Consider the following 19,250-nt stretch of genomic DNA (forward strand, 5'->3'; position numbering starts at 1 on the left):
TGACATAGTAAGTAATGTTCGTGAGAACTTACATTATCTCGATGTGAGTATGTTTAATCACATTTTGAGTGGCAGTATTTTTATGTATACAATGAAAGAAGTTTGTCAGATTGTTGGATGGAGCTATGAAACATTAAAATATTATTGTAAAGAAGGGCTTATTCCTAATGTAAAGAGAGATAAGAATAACTATCGTGTCTTTGATGAAAATAATATCGAATGGATCAAAGGCTTACAGTGTTTAAAGAAATGTGGAATGAGTTTAAAGGATATGCGCATGTATCTTGATTATTGTATGCAAGGTCCTGTTTCTATTCCTGAGCGTGTAGATATGCTTAATGAGACAAAAGAAGATCTAGAAAGAAGATTAGCGGAAATACAGGAATCATTAAACTATATTGAACAGAAGAAAGAACTCTATAGAGATATGCAGGAAGGTAAGAAGCCTTATGTAAGTTATGTATATCATGTAGAGAATTAGGTGATACTATGATTGGTACAGTAGATTTTAATATGATTCTAGAATTGAATCGTTTCTTGAAGAAAGAAGGGTATGATTATTCTGTTCATTCTATTGGTGGATGTGCAAGTTGTGGTCTTAATTTGAGATGTGAGGGAGAAGAAAGTGATTTAGAAGATGTGATGAAGGTCATAAATGACTTTCTTAAGAAGAAGTGGCTAAAGGCTGTTCCTAGTCTAGAAAATCCCTATACTCTTGGTATCATCTCTACATTTCATAAGGAGGAGAAGTGATGTTTCAGTTAAACTATCAAAGTCATAAATCCATCTATGAACAGATTGTAGATAATATTAAGGAACAGATTATGACAGGTGTATTAAAAGAAAATACCCAATTACCAACAGTAAGAGAACTCTCTCAACTATTAACTATTAATCCTCATACAGTTCAAAAAGCATTTCAGACATTGGACCAGGAAGGCTATATCTATACAATTGCGAATAAAGGTACTTTTGTATCATCAAGAAAACATGTAAAGATAGATGAACAGAAAGTCGATGATACGATTCATATGATTGTAGAAGGTTATAAAGAATTAATATACATGGGTATGACTCAGGATGAAATACATAATAAGATTCTAGAAAATATGAAAGGAAGCCCTCATGATTAAAGTAAAAGACTTATATAAAGTGATTGATGGTGAGGTTGTTCTTGATCATCTCAATATGCAGGTAGAAGAAGGATCTATCTATGGTTTGATTGGTCCTAATGGAGCAGGTAAAACAACACTCATTAGACATCTGGTGGGTGTCTTAAAACAGGATGCAGGAAAGATTTTTATAGAATCACAGCCTGTTTATGAAAATATAGAATTAAAAAGAAAGATAGGCTATATATCTGATGAGATGTATTTCATAGAAACAAACTTAGAAAGAAATGCGAAAGTCTATAAAGACCTTTATCCATCATGGAACCAGGAAAGATTTAAAGAACTCTACAAAACATTTAAATTAAATCCTACAAAGAAGATACAGACATTCTCTAAAGGAATGAGAAAACAAGCATCATTTTGTTTAATTATGTCTACAATGCCTAAATATCTTATTTTAGATGAACCTATAGATGGATTAGATCCAGTCGCAAGAAAATTAGTTTGGAAATATATTATTGATGATGTTGCCCAAAGGAATCTAACAGTTCTTATTTCTTCTCATAATTTAAAAGAATTAGAAGGAATAGTGGATCATGTAGGTATATTGTATAAAGGTAAAATTATGAAGGAGTTTGATTTAGAATATATTCAAACGCATATTCATAAAATACAGGTTTCATTTGGAGACAAAGAAGTTCATTTAGATGATTTAAATATTGCGTATCAGGAGGAAAGAGGTTCAGTAAAAATATTGATTATTGAAGACTCTCTTTCTAATATTAGAAAGGTTATAGGAGATCAATCTCCTCTTATCTTTGATATACTTCCTTTAAGTCTGGAAGAACTCTTTATATATGAAGTAGGAGGAGAAGATGATGATGTCCAAAAACTCATATTTTAATAAAACCTTCTTTAAAAACCTTATGAAACGTTTCTGGATCATTGGTTTAGGGATGATGGTATCCTATGTTTTATTATATCTTTATCCTATCTACCAGGGTGCAAGTTCAGAGGGGTATCAATACTATGCAGCCTATCTCAAGGGATCTTATTTTGCAGGTAATCTTATTATCTCTACAATTGCGGTACTTACAAGTGTGGCTTTACTCTATTTTTATCATAACCGTACAGCCTCTACAATTATTCATTCTATGCCTATAAAAAGATCAGAACTCTATTGGACATCTTTTACTGCAGGAATGATTTTAATGTTTGTACCTCTTACTCTTACAACAGGGATACTCATATTCTATGGGAAAACAATTCCTTTATATTATAGAGAACTTTCAATCAACCATTGTCTAAGCTGGTTCTTGATTCAAAGTGCACTCATATTCTTTGCGTATGGCATTACACAATTCTGTGGTATTATCACGGGTAATCTCTATACGCATTGTATATTAGGAATATTTTTTAATAGTCTACCTTGGCTTAGTTCACAGTTCTTTACTATTCTTAAATCAGCTTTTACTTATGGTGTAGAAGAACTTTCTGTCGCTTTTGAGAACTATTCTACTGCCTTTAATTATGTATTAAATCTAGAAAAATGGCTCACATTACATACTCTTGCTTATTTGACTATTTATATTGCGATAGGCATCAGTTTGGTCTTTATTGCCTACTTCATTTATAAACGTGTTAAGTTAGAATACATTGGTTCTTCTGTTGTCTTTGACCGCTTAAAAGATATAGTTGTCATTATAGGGACTCTTGTACTCTCTTCATTTGTGACATTCTTATTTATATCCAATGAAACATCAATTCATACAATGCGTATCACTTTTGTGATTATAGGTATCATTGATTCATTTATAGGTTACTATATTTCAAGAATGATTGCAGATATGACACTTTATGTCTTTAATAAGAAGAACTTTAAGAAGTTTATCATCTATCTTGTGGTCTTCTCACTCATGTGCGTCTTCTTTGTCTTTGATATCACAGATGAAGAAAATAAGATTCCAAAAACAGGTACTGTATCTTATGTGACATTCAGTTCTGATTATTCAGGTAATCAGGATGTTAAACTGAATGATTCAGATACAATAGATATAATTCATGATATACATAAAGATATCTTAAAAGCACCACATAACTCTAATGATTCTTCTCATTATTTCAACATTACGTATCATCTCGTAGATGGTAAAACACTCACACGTTCCTACAACATATCACAAGACTGTTTCGATAAATATGTGAAGGATGATATGAAGTCTCTTTATACAAATGTCTCTTATATGAACCAGATCTTTAGAAATATGCATTGGGTAGAAGTATCTGTTATGAACTATAAAGATGATACAATGGACGATACAGTCTATTTAAAAGAAGATGATTTTAGAGGTTTGAAATATGCCTTAAGAAAGGACTATGAAACTCTTTCGATGGATACTATTTCAGACGCAATTAATAACTATAATTATAGTATTGAAGTCATTAATGATGCAGATTATGTACTCACTTTCTATATTAATAAGGATTTTGAGAATACAGTGACATACTTTAAAAAGAGAGGCTATTATAGAAAGATATTTAAGTAAAAAGACGTATCACCAAATAGGTGATACGCTTTTACTTTACAATATAGAATTGTGCACTGTAGGCAGGTAATGTCATTTCTATTTCATTTTTTATATGAATTTCTTTATCTAGATTATGTGATTTACCACTATATAATTCATTATCTGAATTTAATAGAAGAGTCAATGTTTCAGGCTGATCTACTTTATAAGTATATGTCTTATCTACATTATGGAAGTTAAAGAAAGCGACTATTGTTTCTTTATCACTCATACGTTTAAAGACATAAATACAATCCTGTTCCTGATGACAATCCACCCACTTAAATCCTCTTTCACTAAAGTCATACTGTGATAAAGAAGGATGTGTTAAATAGATCTTATTTAATTCTCTCATGAAGTGAAGGAAAGAATCATGTATAGGATACTTCAATAAGAACCAGTCTGGTTCTTTTGTTTCATCCCATTCTCTAAACATCGCAATCTCATTACCCATGAAGTTAAGTTTCTTACCAGGATGCGCAAACATATACATATAAAGTGCTTTGACCTGTGCAAACTTCTCTTCATACTCACCATACATCTTATCAATAATAGTCTTCTTACCATGCACCACTTCATCATGTGAGAATGGAAGAATAAAATGTTCATTATAGAAATACATCATAGAGAATGTAAGCTTATGATAGAAAGAAGGTCTCTCTTCTGGAGTCTTCATAAAGTAATCTAATGTATCATTCATCCAACCTAAATCCCATTTATAATCAAAACCTAAACCACCTTGTTCAACAGGACGTGTTACACCTTGATAAGAAGATGAATCTTCGGCAAAAAGAAGAGTATGAGGAACTCTCTGTTTAAGTCCTTTATTAAAGTTCTGAACAAAGCAAATCGCTTCTCTATTCTCTCCACGACCACTATTGCCCTGCCAGTAAATAAGATTACCAACTGCATCTAGTCTTAAGCCATCAATATGATATTCCTTTAACCAGTAATAAGCAGAAGAATTCAAGAATGAACATACATCACCACGAGAATGCTGGAAATTACATGTACCCCATTCACTCTTACCAACTGCATCATTAGGATAATTATAAAGAGGTGTACCATCATAGTTATTCAAACCAAATCCATCAATCGCAAAATGAACAGGTACAAAATCAAGAATAACCGCAATATTATTTTCATGATACTTCTCTACAAAATATCTTAAATCATCAGGAGTACCATAACGAGATGTAGGGGCAAAATAACCCGTAGGCTGATAACCCCAGCTTAAATCATTAGGATATTCATTTAAAGGCATGATTTCTAAGAAGTTATAATGATTTTCTTTTAAATAAGGAATAATTAAATCAGCCATTTCACGATATGTATACCAGTCATCTGCTTCTTCACCTGGTTTCTTCCAAGAACCAAAATGCATTTCATACACATTAATAGGCATATCTTCACTAAATCTTTGATTCATCCAAGCATCATCATGGAATGTATACTGATTCATATCAAAAATAATAGATGCATTATTAGGACGTACTTCACTTGTATACATATAAGGATCACAGTGATCTACAAAAGACCCATTATTATAAATACGATACTTATACATCTGTCCCACTTTCGCATTTGATATAGTCGCTTCAAAGAACTGACCATTTCCACAACGGTTCATAGGTGTTTCCTGCCAGTCATTAAATTCCCCAATAACTGCCACATGAGATGCTGCTGGCGCATATGTTCTAAAAGTCACGCCATCCATATGAACAAAAGCACCTAGATACTTATAAGTTTCAAATTCTTGCCCATTATAAAAATTATTAAAATCCATATGTTACCCTCCAATTTCTCTACTTTAATCATAAGATAATTAGAAGAAAATTTCATCTGACATTTTAAACGATTTGTTTGGAATTACACATGTAAAAACCCTCCACTTAAGGGAGGGTTTGGTGATGATTATAAGTGATAATCCATAGGATATGTTAAGTATTCTAGTGTATCTAACTGATCAACAGTGACAACTCCAGCTGGTGCTCTAAGTAAACTAGGAATTCTATTTACTATAGTAGCACATGTATGTTCTACTGTAGCTGGTTTAACTACATGGAATTCAGTATCTGGTTCGCCAGTAATCTTCCAATCACACATATCACCATCATCAGGACCATAGACCTTACCAATGCACTGTGTTTCAATAATAGGACCCTGGAATGTTTCTGTAGTAACGACTGCAGCCATACCAATACAATTTCCTTTTGGAATTGTTTCACCCATTGTTTCAGAATACAAATCAGTATCATGGAAATAAGGCACACATTTTTGTGTCTGTGACTTAATAGTCCATCCCATACGAGATGCAAGAGCTTCGTTTGAGTTCCATACATAAGATGGTTCAATTTCTTCAGGATGGGCAATTGTTGCTTCAAACTCTTCAGGTGTTAAACCTACACCATGTGCTTTCGCAAGGGCTAAACCATATTCTTCTACATTGTAACTAACTGCCCCTTCAATCTTAGTAATAGTATGACAAGAACCAGCTACTAAACCAACCATGTTCACCCAGAATGTATCTTCCATACCACTACCTACAAATGTACATCCTGTTTCTTTCGCAAGAACATCTAACTTATTCATTCTTACTGGATCAGTTGTCCATGCATCTGTAGCTTCTTCACATGTAGTGATGACATTAATACCTCTACTTAAGCACTTTTCAAAATGATCAAAACAATCACTCACAAGTGAGAATAATGTCACGACTGCAACATCAGCATCACAATTATCCAATACTTCATCGGCATCACTACTGATCTTTACACCAGTCTTAATACCTAGTTCTGCATAATCACCTACATCCATGCCCACAATTGCAGGATTATTATCAATGGCTCCGACAATCTGCGCACCTTTCTCATACAAATAACGTAAGATGTATTTACTCATCTTACCACAACCATACTGTACAACTTTAATCTTTTCCATATGAAATACCTCCTAACTAAAGGATAAACCCTCATCAATGATGAGGGTCAACCTTTTTATAGGCAATTGGGACTTGTAGTCTTAAATACATAGAACGTTCATTATCTTTAAAGAATGTGAGTTCTATTAATACTTCACATATATAATCGCCAATCACGTCATAATTATTATCCATACAATACTTTAGTAATCTTCCTGCATACTCTTTTTCATTATTAAAATCATCCATATAAATACAAGCATACATACCACTTTCTAATGTCTGTACAGATTCCTTTTTTGGAAAGTGTTCATCCACAAAAATAAATATATCATGAGTAATAAACTCCTGTTTCAGGAATCTCTTTCTCTTAAGAAAAGTTCCCACATTACAATAATAGACTTGGGGAAGATGTTCTTCTAATAATTGATCTTTGAATTCTTTAAGTATTACTTCATACCCATCCTGATCATAATCATAGAAGTTCTTATTCACTCGTTTGGCATAGATGTGACGTTCATCAATATATTCAGTTGTCAAAGTGCCAGGTGTAGGGGACTTGCGATATCTTTCAAGAGAATAGATTGTACGTTTGATTGCATCTCTTTTGCGTAAAATATCATCCATCTCTTTCTCTATAGAACGCTGTTTCTTAATGAGTATTGCTTCTATAAGAGTAGGATCTTCTTTATCCAACAATTCCTTGATTTCCTTCAAGTTCATTCCTAGCTCTTTCATATAACCTATTAGATCAAGTCTTGCATTTTGCTTCATATCATAATAGCGATAGCCTGTATCTTCATCAATATAGATAGGTGTCAATAATCCCCATTTATCATATAAGCGGAGCGTATTAATACTTACATGATTGATTTTAGCCATCTTCCCAATAGAAATTAAACCCTCATGCATACAATCACCTCTTTCTATAATTCTACCATTTTTACAAGACTAACTTGTAAGAAAAATGTTAGAATGGGGAAAAAAGGGGGTTAAGGTATGTCTATACTTACTGATACAATTAGAAAACAGTTCAAAGAAGGGGACGATATCAGAGATGAAGGTTTGACTACACCTGATACAGTTCAACGATTTGATAATATTCTTTATGGTGATGATCCAGAATGGAATACAATGGATCTCTATATTCCTAAAGAAGAAAAAGAAAAACTTCCTATTATTATCAGTTTCCATGGTGGAGGCTGGGTATATGGAGATAAGGAAAGATATCAATATTATTGCATGAGTCTTGCAGAAAGAGGTTCTGCGGTCATTAACTTTACTTATCGTCTCGCACCAGAATTCAAACATCCAGCACCACTTGTTGATATGAATCAAGTTGCTCATTGGATTATGAATCATGCAAAGGATTATTTTTTAGATACAGAACATATATATGGTGTAGGAGATTCTGCAGGAGCGCATTTACTAGTTCTCTATGCATCTATTCTTACAAATAAGGAATATGCTTCTACCTATGACTTTAAAGCACCAGAAGGCTTTCAATTTAATGCACTCGCATTAAATTGTGGCGCTTATAACATCACGCCTGAATTAGAATTGACAGGAGAACTTATGAAAGAATATCTACCAAATGGAGGAACAGAAGAAGAATTTAAAGCAATCGATCCAAAACAATATATTACTTCAGACTTCCCTCCATGCTTTGTAATGACAGCAGAAGGGGATTTCTTGGTAGAAGATGCACTTACAATGAGTCAAGTACTGACTCATCGTAATGTCCCTCATATGTATAAATACTATGTAGGAGATAAACCTCTCAATCATGTCTTCCATTGTAATATAAAACTCAAGGAAGCAACACAATGTAATGATGAGGAATGTCAATTCTTCAGGGACTATTAAAAGAGGTAATTTAAAATAACTAGGGTGCATTTCTTTCCCTTTACTTTTCGTATTATTCAAATTATTTTTAAACAATTCGGTCCATGTTTAATCTTTCGCTTTATCAATATGAAATTGAGTTGATCCATAGCTGTATCTCCTGTATTTATTCAAACATACAAAAAAAGGTTGCAACAATTACTGTTGCAGCCTTTATGTTTTATAACCCTGTATATCCCATTAAATCAAAGTCTACCTGCTTAGCAACTTCACGGCCTTCTCTAATAGCCCATACGACTAAAGATTGACCTCTACGGACATCACCTGCACTATATAACTTACTAATATTCGTATGATGATCATTTTCATCACATTTTACTGTATTTCTTGCATCTAATTCTACACCAAATGCATTAATGACTGGCTTTTGTGCCCCGATAAATCCTGCTGCAATAAGCACTAGATCACAAGGTACTGTCTTTTCACTACCAGGTACCTGTTCAAATGAACGACGACCATCTTTCACTACAGTCTGTAACTTTACAATCACAGCCTGTTTTACATTTCCTTTACTATCAAGAATAAATTCTTTTACTGTACTATTATAAACACGAGGATCTTCACCAAATACGGCAATGTTTTCTTCCTGTCCATAATCAGTCTTCTTGACTAAAGGCCATTCTGGCCATGGGTTAGAATCCGCTCTAACAAGTGGTGGTTCAGACATCATTTCTAGCTGTAATACAGACTTTGCGCCATGTCTAATTGCGGTACCAACACAGTCGTTTCCTGTATCACCACCACCGATGACTAATACATTCTTACCTTTCGCATTAGGATACTGTCCATCCTTGAATTCACTATTTAATAGTGACTTAGTCACCTGAGTTAAATAGTCTACAGCGAATAGAATATTATTACCTTCTCTACCAGGTACATTAATATCTCTAGGTTCCTTAGCACCTACTGCAAGAATAACTGCATCATATTTACTTAATAATTCTTTTGCCTGTTTCTTAGTTGTAATGTCTTTATTTGTAAAGAACTTTACACCTTCTGCAATCATCTTATAAATACGACGATCAATGATATTCTTCTCAATCTTCATATTAGGAATACCATACATTAATAGTCCACCTAAACGATCTTCTCTTTCATATACATCACAATCATATCCACGTTGATTAAGTGTATCTGCAGCAGCTAAACCAGCAGGACCTGAACCAATAACTGCAATCTTTTTACCAACACGCTTTACTGGTGGTACTGGTTCTTCTAATAGATGTTCATAAGCATATTCAATAATCGCATGTTCATTTTCTTTAACTGATACTGCTTCACCATTTAAAGAACATGTACATGCTTTTTCACATAATGCAGGACATACTCTAGAAGTGAATTCTGGGAAGTTATTTGTCTTCTTTAAACGTTTATGAGCCTGTTCATACTTACCTTTAAATACTAAATCATTCCATTCAGGAATTAAATTATTTAAAGGACAGCCAGAAAACATACCTTTAATCTTCTGGCCGTACTGACAAAATGGAATACCACAGTCCATACATCTTGCACCCTGTTTCTGCTGTTCTTTAGTAGACAAAGGGATATGGAATTCATCGAAGTTCTTAATACGTTCTGTAGGAGGAACCTCATAAGATGTCTCACGTGCATAATCTAAAAATCCAGTTTTCTTACCCATGACTATTTTCCTCCTTTCATAGCTGCATTAAATGCTTCTACCTTAGCCTGATCTTCATCTAGACCCTGTGACTGATAATAAGCAATCAGATCCATCATCTTCTTATAATCATGTGGGATGATCTTCTTAAACTTACCAATATATGTCTTGAAATCATCTAAGAACATCTTGGCTTTCTCTGAACCAGTATACTTATAATGATTTTCAATTAATTCTCTTACTGTCTTAATATCATATGGCTTATTGACTTCAGAATATTCTACAAGTGCACCATTTAGTTTTTCATATAAATCATTATTTGGATCATAGATATACGCAATACCACCACTCATACCAGCAGCAACATTTCTACCTGTTTCACCTAAAATAACAACTAAACCACCTGTCATATATTCTAATGCATGGTCACCGACACCTTCTACAACAGCCTTAGCACCAGAGTTTCTTACACAGAAACGTTCACCAGCAACACCATTGATATAAGCTTCACCACTTGTTGCACCATATAAAGCAACGTTACCAATAATAATATTGTCTTCAGCCTTGAATGTAGCTTCATGAGGTGTCTTCACAATAATCTTACCACCAGACAAACCTTTACCTAAGTAGTCATTAGAATCACCTGTTAATTCAAGTGTTAATCCTTTAGGAATAAAGGCACCAAAGCTCTGACCACCAGCACCAAATGCATGTACTGTAATAAAGTCATCTTCTACAAAATTACCTAAAGCCTTAGTAATATGAGAACCAAGAATAGTACCAAATGAACGGTCTGTATTAGACACTTCTACAGAAACTTCTGTCTTCTTATGAGACTGAGATGCCTGTTCTAATGCCTTTAATAATACCTTTGTATCAAGTACTTCATTTAATTTGAAGTCATATACATGAGCTGGATTAAAGCAGTTATGTGCATCATTTGCATATGTGCTATCTAAGATCTTAGATAAGTCTATATGATATTGATCTGCAATATCCTTCTTCTTTAATAAGTCAGTATGACCAACCATTTCATCGATTGTTCTAAATCCTAGCTGAGCCATATATTCACGCATTTCTTCAGCAACAAACTTCATGAAGTTTACTACATATTCAGGTTTACCTGTAAATCTCTTACGTAAGATAGGGTTCTGAGTTGCAACACCTACAGGACATGTATCTAAGTTACATACACGCATCATAACGCATCCCATAGTAATAAGTGGTGCTGTCGCAAAACCATATTCTTCTGCACCAAGTAAACATGCAATCGCAAGATCTCTACCAGTTAATAATTTACCATCTGTTTCAATTACGACACGATCTCTTAAATCATTCATGATTAATGTCTGATGTGCTTCCGCAAGACCTAATTCCCAAGGAAGACCTGCACTATAAACTGAGTTTCTAGGTGCTGCACCAGTACCACCATCATAACCAGAAATAAGAATAACCTGAGCACCCGCTTTCGCAACACCTGAGGCAATAGTACCAACACCTGCTTCAGATACTAACTTAACACTAATACGTGCTGCTTCATTCGCATTCTTTAAGTCATAGATCAACTGAGCTAAGTCTTCAATTGAATAAATATCATGATGAGGTGGTGGTGAAATAAGTGATACACCTGGAGTACTATGACGAGTCTTCGCAATCCAAGGATAAACCTTACCTGCAGGTAAGTGTCCACCTTCACCAGGTTTTGCACCCTGAGCCATCTTGATCTGAATTTCACTGGCAGAACATAAGTATTCACTTGTGACACCAAAACGACCACTCGCTACCTGTTTAATAGCTGAACATGTAGAATCACCATTAGGGCGAGTGACAAAACGTTCTGCATCTTCTCCACCTTCACCTGAGTTACTCTTACCATGTAATCTATTCATTGCGATAGCCATTGTTTCATGCGCTTCTTTAGAAATAGAACCATAACTCATAGCACCTGTCTTAAAACGTTTCACAATGTTTTCTACAGGTTCTACTTCTTCTAGAGGGATAGGTTTTCTCTTACTGAAGTCAAAGTCTAATAAACCACGTAAGTTAATGCCTTCTTCTTCCTGACCAATAGTTTCAGAGAATTCCTTAAATAACTTATAATCACCTAAACGTGTTGCCTGCTGTAATAAGTGAATTGTCTTAGGGTTATAAAGATGGTTTTCTTTATGACTTCTTTCTTTATGGAATCCTCCAGAATCAAGTGTAGGATTTACATCATATCCAAGAGGATCAAAAGCCTGATTATGTAATGCATTTATATCAGCTTCAATATCCTTTAAAGTAATACCTTCAACTCTACTAACTGTATGAGGGAAGTATGTATCAATCACTTCTTTAGAAATACCAATGGCTTCAAAGTTCTGAGAACCACGATAAGACTGTAAAGTAGAAATACCCATCTTAGAAGCAATCTTGACGATACCAGAAAGTACAGCATGATTATAATCTTCTACCGCAGCATAGTAATCCTTTTCTAATAAGCCATCTTCTACAGCCTGATGAATTGTATCTTGAACAAGATAGGCATTAATAGCACTTGCACCATAACCGAGTAATGTCGCAAAATGATGTACTTCTCTTGTTTCACCAGATTCAATAATTAAAGCCATCTTCATTCTCTTCTTAGTACGTACTAAATAAGAGTTAACACTTGCGACTGCAAGTAATGCTGGAATAGCACAATGGTTATCATCTACACCACGGTCTGAAAGAATAATAATGTTTGCTCCACGATGATATGCTTTATCTACTTCAATAAAGAGATGATCTAAAGCTTTCTTAAGAGATGTATTCTTATAATAAAGTGTAGAAATAGTTTCACTTTCAAAATCATCTGTATGAAGATGTTTTAACTTAAGAATATCTGTATTTGTAAGAATAGGATTATGAATATGTAATAAACGACAGTTATCAGGTGAATCATTTAAGATATTTCCTTCAGTACCAATATCTAATGAAGTAGATGTGACAATCTCTTCACGAATAGAATCGATAGGAGGGTTAGTTACCTGGGCAAATAACTGTTTAAAGTAATTAAAGAGTGGCTGATGCATAGTACTCATTGCCGCAAGAGGGGCATCATTACCCATAGCGATAATAGGTTCATTACCATTAGTAGCCATTGGAATAATATAGTCTTTAATATCTTCATACTTATAACCAAAAGCAGTCTGTAATGTTTCTAGCTTTTCATCACTAATGACTTCTACTCTTTCATTAGGAATCTTTAAATCCTTTAAGTATGTGAGGTGTGAATCAAGCCATTCACCATAAGGTTCCTTTTGTGCATAATAGTCCTTTAATTCGTCATCATTAATAAGAACGCCCTTCTTAGTATCTACAAGAAGCATCTTACCAGGACGTAAACGATCCTTAACCACAATATCTTCTGTAGGAACATCTAAAGAACCTACTTCAGAAGACAAGATTAAATAAGAGTCTTTAGTAATATAATAACGAGAAGGTCTTAAACCATTTCTATCAAGTACAGCACCCATTAATTCACCATCAGAGAATAAAATAGAAGCTGGTCCATCCCAAGGTTCCATGACTGTAGCGTTATAAGCATAGAAATCCTTCTTCTTTTTAGACATAGAAGGATTGTTTTCCCATGGTTCTGGAATACACATCATAACAGCACGAGGAAGTTCCATACCACTCATAACTAAGAATTCTAATGTGTTATCTAACATTGCAGAATCTGAACCATTTACATCTACAACAGGGAATACCTTTTCTGTATCTAATACATCACATTTCATGTTTTCTTCACGAGAAAGCATGTTGTTCGCATTACCTCTAATTGTATTAATTTCACCATTGTGGACAATAAAGCGGTTTGGATGTGCTCTTTGCCATGATGGATTTGTATTAGTAGAGAAACGAGAATGCACTAATGCAATCGCACTCTTATAATCTTCATCCTGTAAATCACTAAAGAAACTTCTTAACTGTCCTACAAGGAACATACCTTTATATACAATAGTACGGCTAGATAATGAACATACATAAGTATTTTCGTTACTCTGTTCAAAAATTCTTCTTGCTTGATAAAGAAGACGATCAAAAGGAAGACCTACTTCACAATCATCAGGTTTCTTTACAAACCCCTGCATAATATAAGGCATTGCATCAATCGCTTTAGTACCTAATACCTCTTTATGTGTTTCTACCTTTCTCCATCCAAGGAAAGTCATACCTTCCTTAGTAATAATCTTTTCAAACATAGTCATTGCTTGATGTCTTTCTAGTTCATTCATAGGGAAGAAGAACTGACCTACACCATAATGACCTTCCTTAGGTAACTGGAAATCCTTTACACTCTTCTTAAAGAATGTATAAGGAATCTGTGTGAGGATACCAACACCATCACCTGTTTCTCCCTTTGCATCCTTACCTGCTCTATGCTCTAACTGTTCTACAATCTTTAACGCATTTGATACTGTCATATGCGTTTTTACACCTTTGATATTAACAACTGCACCAATACCACAGTTATCATGTTCAAAAGATGAATCATATAAACCTTTGTTCATGCACACACCTCCTATATAAGTGAAACTATATTACAAAATATTTTTATCATTGTAAAGAAAAATTGTTAATAAAGTTGTAAAATGTTTGTAAAATTTATGAATATGCGAAAAATAACATAATATAACTTCATTAAAGCGAAATAGCATAATAAAAAGAAAGCCTTTACGACTTTCTTGTGATAATTTCTTCTTGGATATGCTTAATACGATGATACATACCTGGATGATCATAAGAGGTATATTCAATGAAGTCTGCAGGATACAAATCTATATCATAATAATGATAAAAATCAATCATTTCATATTAAAAACTCTCTTTATTCATTACTGAAATTAAAAAATATATAAAAATCATTGGTATTAATATTGAAATGCAAGCGCATACGTACTATAATACCCATAGAATCTAGAACGCAAATAAATGACTGCTTGAAATTGCAGAAGGACAAATATTATAAAACCATTTCTCAATTAATGCCTATCAACTTATTGTCATTCCTAAATACTGCGAATATATAATCCGGATTGTTCCTCACTGCATGTTGCCTCTAGATAAGAAAAAAAAGAACCCTGCGAGGTTCTTTTTTTTCTTAGTCTACATTAGATGCATAGAAATGAGTTGTCTTATAGTTATACACCATACGTGATACATTAAATAGCTGTCCATTAGAAAGATGTACATAATCTTCTACTTCTAATGCTGGACTACCTTCTTCTAATCCTAGAATAGAAGCTTCCTGTGCACTTAACTGTTTAACATGGAAATACTTATCTGCAAAACCAATACTTAACTTTAAATCATTCTTAATATAACTATAGATTGACTGACTTGCAATACGACGATCAAGTGAAGGAACAAGATCCTTATTATAGTAAGTATATTCAATAGCCATTGGAACACCATCCATCTTTCTTACTCTTTCAATATAATAGATAGGTGTAGTAAGTTCACATTGCATACGTTTTGATAGTTCTTCTCCAGCCATCATAATATGGAATCCTTTGACATCAGTAGTAATTTTATGACGTGGGGCATTCTCAGTAATACCACATGAACCATTCATCCATAAAGAATCATCATCTCTTGTATGACGTACAAATACACCACTTCCCTGAATAGAGAATAGGGTACCCTGTTTCTTTAAAGTACGGATCGCATTTCTAATTGTATTTCTGCTTACTTGATACTGTTCAATTAACTGATCTTCTGTTGGTAGCTTATCAGTATATTCGTTTTTTTCTATTTTGCGGATAATATCTTCCACAACTTCTTGATATTTAGACATTTTTTCATCACCGCCCACATATTAACATAACCTAACTTTTTGGTCTAGTACGAAAATAGTGATATAATGCATTTTGAGGTGAAAAGTATGAATTTTACACAAATTAAGATGATTATTTGTGATATGGACGGTACTTTGTTGGATAATCAGAAGAATTTACCTCCACATTTTAATCAAATATACAAGGAATTGTATGATAGAAATATCATTTTTGCGATTTCATCTGGAAGGCAGATGGGAGAAGTGAGAAAGTATTTTAAAGGAAATAAAACTATCTACCTTATGGCTGAAAATGGCGGCTATATACAACATAACGGAGATACGTTACTTGCAGACTATATGAACCAGGAAGATGTATATAAACTAGTTGACTATGTGAATACGCTTAAAGGCACGGCTCCTATGTTAAGTGGTAAGAAGGCCATGTATGCATTCAATAAAGATAAGGAACTTATAAGTAAGCATACAAGTCACTTTAATATTACTTATGTAGATACAGTGGAAGACATTGATGATGATATATTCAAGATTACAGTCTGTGATCCTATGGATCCAGTGAAGAACTGTTTGGAAGGTCCTTTGTCTTGCATTAAAGGTTTTGAAGTAAAACCATCCGGAGACTGTTGGATTGATATTAATAAGAAGGGACAATCTAAAGCAGATAGTGTCGTCTTCTTACAAAAGACATTAAGTATATCAGAAGAAGAAACAATGGTATTTGGGGATTCTGATAATGATCTATCGATGTTCACACATGCTTATTATAGTTATGCAATGAAGAATGCTGATCACTTTATACAAAGTAAAGCACGTTTTGTGACTCAAGAAGATAATGATCATGATGGGGTTATGAAGACAATACAGAAGATGATGGAGGATGAAGATGGATTACTTATACAAATTTAAAGATGGTTTGACTATTGTGAAGGATGATATGCCATTAGGTGATCATTGTATGCATTATAGTGATGACTGGGAATCATTACTTCCTTTTCAAGTTCCAGGGAAGATGAGAAAAACAAAACAGCTATTAAACTATAATGAATCAGTAAATATAATTAATAGGATATCATATGGTGTTCTCTCATTCTTTGATGAAATACCTTATAGTGTTCCTCTAGATCATATTTATATGAATGGAAAGCTTTATTTCCATACATCAAAGACAGGTTATAAAATTAATGGTGTAGGGAAACAGGCAAGTTATACTGTTGTAGAAGATTGTGGTATCAATGAAGAAAAGACAACACACAATCATCGTTCAGTATATATATTAGGTATATTAGAAGAAGTAGAAAATAAAGAAACAAAGAAAGATGTATTAGAAACACTCGTTCATACACTTTGTCCTACGCAGAAGGTAGATATTACTGATCAAATGATAGATAATGTGAATATCTTAGAATTAGATATACAGTATATGATAGGAAAGGAACATATAAGATGAAGAAAATCGGATTTATTGGTTTAGGTATCATGGGGTTACCTATGGCAGGTCATTTAATGGATGCAGGTTATGAAATGCATATTTATGCAAGACATCCAGAAAAGGTGACATCTTTAGTAGAAAAGGGGGCTACACTTCATTCTACTATTCATGATTGTGTGAAAGATGTAGATGCAGTTATGACTATTGTAGGTTTTCCACAGGATGTAGAAGAAGTTTATTTTAATGACAACAACATTCTTGATTCAGTAAAGGAAGGTACATATCTTATTGATATGACGACAACATCACCTACACTTGATCAAAGAATATATGAAGAAGGTAAAAAGAGAAATCTACACGTATTAGATGCACCAGTCACTGGTGGAGATACAGGTGCAAAGAATGCGACTCTTTCTATTCTTGTAGGAGGAGACACAGAAGATTATGAAGCATGTCTTCCTTTATTTAAAGCTATGGGTACTAATATTAATTATCAGGGTCCTAGTGGTTCAGGACAGCATGCAAAGATGGCTAATCAGATCATGATTGCAGGGGCATTATCTGGTGTATGTGAAGCACTCACATATGCATCTAGTAAAGGTTTAGATTTAGATGTTTTATTAAAGTCTGTGTCTACTGGTGCGGCAGGAAGTCATCAGTTAGATGCATTTGGTCCTAAAATCTTAAAAGATGATTATCAGCCAGGATTCTTTATGAAACACTTTATTAAAGATATGAAACTTGCTGATGAAGAAGCCAAAGAATCAGATATTACACTTAATGTATTAGAAACAGTATTAAAGAATTATCAGGAATTAGAAAAAGAAGGCTATGGTGACTTAGGTACACAAGCTTTAATGAAGTATTATAAAAAGCCCTAAGAGAGGGCTTTAAGCAACTCAGTCTTAGAAGCAGGGGTAAATCCCTGGATCATCTCTTTTGATCCTCCACCTTTGCTTCTAAGGCTTTTTAATTGTGTTAATATATCCAATGCATTATTCGCAGAACCTATGACATAACGATAACCTTTCTCATCATTTCCTACAAATACACCACCTGTACCATAAACATGGACGAGATGATTAGTCACTTCTCTTTGATTTACAGGTAAACAGTCTTCTACAAATAAATACGCATGGTCACATAAAGAAAGCATATGTTCTTTCTCTAGCTGTGCATATTTGACTTCTAGATGAGGTGCACAACATGCACATATATCATAATCTTTGATTTCTACAATACGTACTTTACCTTCAATCTCTTTCTTAGAACGATAAGAGATACTCTCTAAATCATCAGGATAGAAACAATGGACCTCTTTATTCTCATAGATAGCTTGATTCACTTTCTCTTCTATTAAATCAATATCTTTGATATCACCATCATATTCTACTTGTCCTTCTTCGCTATTTAGATGGAAACTCACATTATCATAACCATACATACTATGCACAATACCAGAAAGAAGATGTTCTCCTGTATGATTCTGCATAAAAGAATAACGTCTCTTCCAATCGATATGACCTTCTATTGTATCTCCTACCTGTAAGTGATGCTTCTTAACATAATGGATAATCACATCATCCTTAATCTGTACATCTTTGACAGGAATATCATTAATAGTCCCTAAATCACATTCCTGACCACCTTCTTCAGGAAAGAAAAGTGTCTGGTCAAGAATGATTTGATTCTTGTTTACTTCTATTACTGTTGCCTTAAAATCTGTACTATAAGGCATTTCATCATATAGTTTTATTGTTTTCATATATATCACCTTTATTATTCTAACATAAACACTTGACCGAGAGGTACTACCTAGTGCTAAAGTTTTTTCATAATTTGTGAATTATGAATTATAAAAATTGATTTGTGTTAAAA

Annotated in this window: 17 protein-coding genes; 9 read left to right on the plus strand and 8 right to left on the minus strand. The window is 33.7% G+C overall.

The genetic code is table 11. The features are described 5' to 3' along the window. The 5 genes from ACT8VG_RS00655 to ACT8VG_RS00675 form a co-directional block, all read left to right on the plus strand. Positions 1-481, plus strand: a 481-nt coding sequence (locus tag ACT8VG_RS00655) for a MerR family transcriptional regulator (RefSeq protein WP_444195005.1), incomplete at its 5' end; no start/stop codon positions are given. Positions 482-489: 8 nt separating this feature from the next. Further along, positions 490-753 (plus strand): RDAC family protein, encoded by a 264-nt coding sequence (locus tag ACT8VG_RS00660; protein WP_195921594.1) that lies wholly within the window; start codon positions 490-492, stop codon positions 751-753. Then, complete coding sequence (locus ACT8VG_RS00665; RefSeq protein WP_444195006.1) at positions 753-1,133, plus strand: GntR family transcriptional regulator; 381 nt, start codon at positions 753-755, stop codon at positions 1,131-1,133. Before ACT8VG_RS00660 ends, ACT8VG_RS00665 begins: the two co-directional genes overlap by 1 nt. Further along, positions 1,126-2,016, plus strand: a complete 891-nt coding sequence (locus tag ACT8VG_RS00670) for an ABC transporter ATP-binding protein (protein WP_444195007.1) — start codon at positions 1,126-1,128, stop codon at positions 2,014-2,016. Before ACT8VG_RS00665 ends, ACT8VG_RS00670 begins: the two co-directional genes overlap by 8 nt. Further along, positions 1,988-3,658, plus strand: coding sequence for a hypothetical protein (locus ACT8VG_RS00675; protein ID WP_444195008.1), 1,671 nt, complete (start codon positions 1,988-1,990; stop codon positions 3,656-3,658). Before ACT8VG_RS00670 ends, ACT8VG_RS00675 begins: the two co-directional genes overlap by 29 nt. Positions 3,659-3,689: 31 nt before the next feature. On the opposite strand, the gene glgB is transcribed toward ACT8VG_RS00675, so the two are convergent. From glgB to ACT8VG_RS00690, 3 genes are all read right to left on the minus strand, one after another. Further along, the gene (gene glgB / locus ACT8VG_RS00680; protein ID WP_444195009.1) at positions 3,690-5,465 is read right to left on the minus strand and encodes a 1,4-alpha-glucan branching protein GlgB; all 1,776 of its coding nucleotides are present in this window, start codon (positions 5,463-5,465) and stop codon (positions 3,690-3,692) included. Between the two features lie 128 nt (positions 5,466-5,593). Further along, entirely contained in the window at positions 5,594-6,619 is a 1,026-nt protein-coding gene (locus ACT8VG_RS00685) for an NAD(P)H-dependent amine dehydrogenase family protein (protein WP_129980653.1), read from the minus strand. Between the two features lie 34 nt (positions 6,620-6,653). Further along, positions 6,654-7,511 (minus strand): MerR family transcriptional regulator, encoded by an 858-nt coding sequence (locus ACT8VG_RS00690; protein WP_432265362.1) that lies wholly within the window; start codon positions 7,509-7,511, stop codon positions 6,654-6,656. 87 nt (positions 7,512-7,598) lie between these two features. On the opposite strand from ACT8VG_RS00690, the gene ACT8VG_RS00695 reads away from it, so the two are divergent. Next, a complete protein-coding gene (locus tag ACT8VG_RS00695; protein ID WP_444195010.1) occupies positions 7,599-8,465 on the plus strand; it encodes an alpha/beta hydrolase in 867 nt (288 codons plus the stop codon). 199 nt (positions 8,466-8,664) lie between these two features. Here the strand turns inward: ACT8VG_RS00695 and ACT8VG_RS00700 are convergent, their stop codons facing one another. The 4 genes from ACT8VG_RS00700 to ACT8VG_RS00715 all read right to left on the minus strand — a co-directional run bounded on the left by ACT8VG_RS00700 (position 8,665) and on the right by ACT8VG_RS00715 (position 15,943). Beyond that, positions 8,665-10,143 (minus strand): glutamate synthase subunit beta, encoded by a 1,479-nt coding sequence (locus ACT8VG_RS00700; RefSeq protein ID WP_444195011.1) that lies wholly within the window; start codon positions 10,141-10,143, stop codon positions 8,665-8,667. A 2-nt stretch (positions 10,144-10,145) separates the two neighbouring features. Beyond that, positions 10,146-14,657: a glutamate synthase large subunit gene (gene gltB / locus ACT8VG_RS00705; RefSeq protein ID WP_187012433.1), complete on the minus strand. Its 4,512-nt coding sequence runs from the start codon at positions 14,655-14,657 to the stop codon at positions 10,146-10,148. A 163-nt stretch (positions 14,658-14,820) separates the two neighbouring features. Then, positions 14,821-14,955 (minus strand): hypothetical protein, encoded by a 135-nt coding sequence (locus tag ACT8VG_RS00710; RefSeq protein ID WP_255465882.1) that lies wholly within the window; start codon positions 14,953-14,955, stop codon positions 14,821-14,823. A 292-nt stretch (positions 14,956-15,247) separates the two neighbouring features. Then, positions 15,248-15,943, minus strand: a complete 696-nt coding sequence (locus ACT8VG_RS00715; protein ID WP_187012432.1) for a GntR family transcriptional regulator — start codon at positions 15,941-15,943, stop codon at positions 15,248-15,250. Positions 15,944-16,030: 87 nt separating this feature from the next. Between ACT8VG_RS00715 and ACT8VG_RS00720 the strand changes: the two genes are divergently transcribed. The 3 genes from ACT8VG_RS00720 to ACT8VG_RS00730 are packed head-to-tail and all read left to right on the plus strand — an operon-like array spanning position 16,031 to position 18,253. Beyond that, positions 16,031-16,849, plus strand: coding sequence for an HAD family hydrolase (locus ACT8VG_RS00720; protein WP_440252479.1), 819 nt, complete (start codon positions 16,031-16,033; stop codon positions 16,847-16,849). Beyond that, positions 16,827-17,390, plus strand: coding sequence for a pyridoxamine 5'-phosphate oxidase family protein (locus ACT8VG_RS00725; protein ID WP_187012430.1), 564 nt, complete (start codon positions 16,827-16,829; stop codon positions 17,388-17,390). Before ACT8VG_RS00720 ends, ACT8VG_RS00725 begins: the two co-directional genes overlap by 23 nt. Then, positions 17,387-18,253 (plus strand): NAD(P)-dependent oxidoreductase, encoded by an 867-nt coding sequence (locus ACT8VG_RS00730; protein ID WP_187012429.1) that lies wholly within the window; start codon positions 17,387-17,389, stop codon positions 18,251-18,253. The genes ACT8VG_RS00725 and ACT8VG_RS00730 overlap by 4 nt, the downstream gene beginning before the upstream one ends. On the opposite strand, the gene ACT8VG_RS00735 is transcribed toward ACT8VG_RS00730, so the two are convergent. Further along, entirely contained in the window at positions 18,250-19,137 is an 888-nt protein-coding gene (locus tag ACT8VG_RS00735) for an alanyl-tRNA editing protein (protein ID WP_444195012.1), read from the minus strand. The two genes, ACT8VG_RS00730 and ACT8VG_RS00735, sit on opposite strands and share 4 nt — an antisense overlap. Between the last annotated feature and the right edge of the window lie 113 nt (positions 19,138-19,250).

It is taken from the genome of Catenibacterium sp., from assembly GCF_052354645.1.
Lineage (GTDB): Bacteria > Bacillota_I > Bacilli_A > Erysipelotrichales > Coprobacillaceae > Catenibacterium > Catenibacterium mitsuoka_A.

Coding starts and splice junctions, on each gene's coding strand:
- ACT8VG_RS00665 (WP_444195006.1), top strand. CDS start 753: ATGTTTCAGTTAAACTATCAAAGTCATAAATCCATCTATGAACAGATT.
- ACT8VG_RS00710 (WP_255465882.1), bottom strand. CDS start 14,955: ATGATTGATTTTTATCATTATTATGATATAGATTTGTATCCTGCAGAC.
- ACT8VG_RS00720 (WP_440252479.1), top strand. CDS start 16,031: ATGAATTTTACACAAATTAAGATGATTATTTGTGATATGGACGGTACT.
- ACT8VG_RS00700 (WP_444195011.1), bottom strand. CDS start 10,143: ATGGGTAAGAAAACTGGATTTTTAGATTATGCACGTGAGACATCTTAT.
- ACT8VG_RS00695 (WP_444195010.1), top strand. CDS start 7,599: ATGTCTATACTTACTGATACAATTAGAAAACAGTTCAAAGAAGGGGAC.
- ACT8VG_RS00670 (WP_444195007.1), top strand. CDS start 1,126: ATGATTAAAGTAAAAGACTTATATAAAGTGATTGATGGTGAGGTTGTT.
- ACT8VG_RS00675 (WP_444195008.1), top strand. CDS start 1,988: ATGATGATGTCCAAAAACTCATATTTTAATAAAACCTTCTTTAAAAAC.
- ACT8VG_RS00730 (WP_187012429.1), top strand. CDS start 17,387: ATGAAGAAAATCGGATTTATTGGTTTAGGTATCATGGGGTTACCTATG.
- glgB (WP_444195009.1), bottom strand. CDS start 5,465: ATGGATTTTAATAATTTTTATAATGGGCAAGAATTTGAAACTTATAAG.
- gltB (WP_187012433.1), bottom strand. CDS start 14,657: ATGAACAAAGGTTTATATGATTCATCTTTTGAACATGATAACTGTGGT.
- ACT8VG_RS00690 (WP_432265362.1), bottom strand. CDS start 7,511: ATGCATGAGGGTTTAATTTCTATTGGGAAGATGGCTAAAATCAATCAT.
- ACT8VG_RS00725 (WP_187012430.1), top strand. CDS start 16,827: ATGGATTACTTATACAAATTTAAAGATGGTTTGACTATTGTGAAGGAT.
- ACT8VG_RS00660 (WP_195921594.1), top strand. CDS start 490: ATGATTGGTACAGTAGATTTTAATATGATTCTAGAATTGAATCGTTTC.
- ACT8VG_RS00735 (WP_444195012.1), bottom strand. CDS start 19,137: ATGAAAACAATAAAACTATATGATGAAATGCCTTATAGTACAGATTTT.
- ACT8VG_RS00685 (WP_129980653.1), bottom strand. CDS start 6,619: ATGGAAAAGATTAAAGTTGTACAGTATGGTTGTGGTAAGATGAGTAAA.
- ACT8VG_RS00715 (WP_187012432.1), bottom strand. CDS start 15,943: ATGTCTAAATATCAAGAAGTTGTGGAAGATATTATCCGCAAAATAGAA.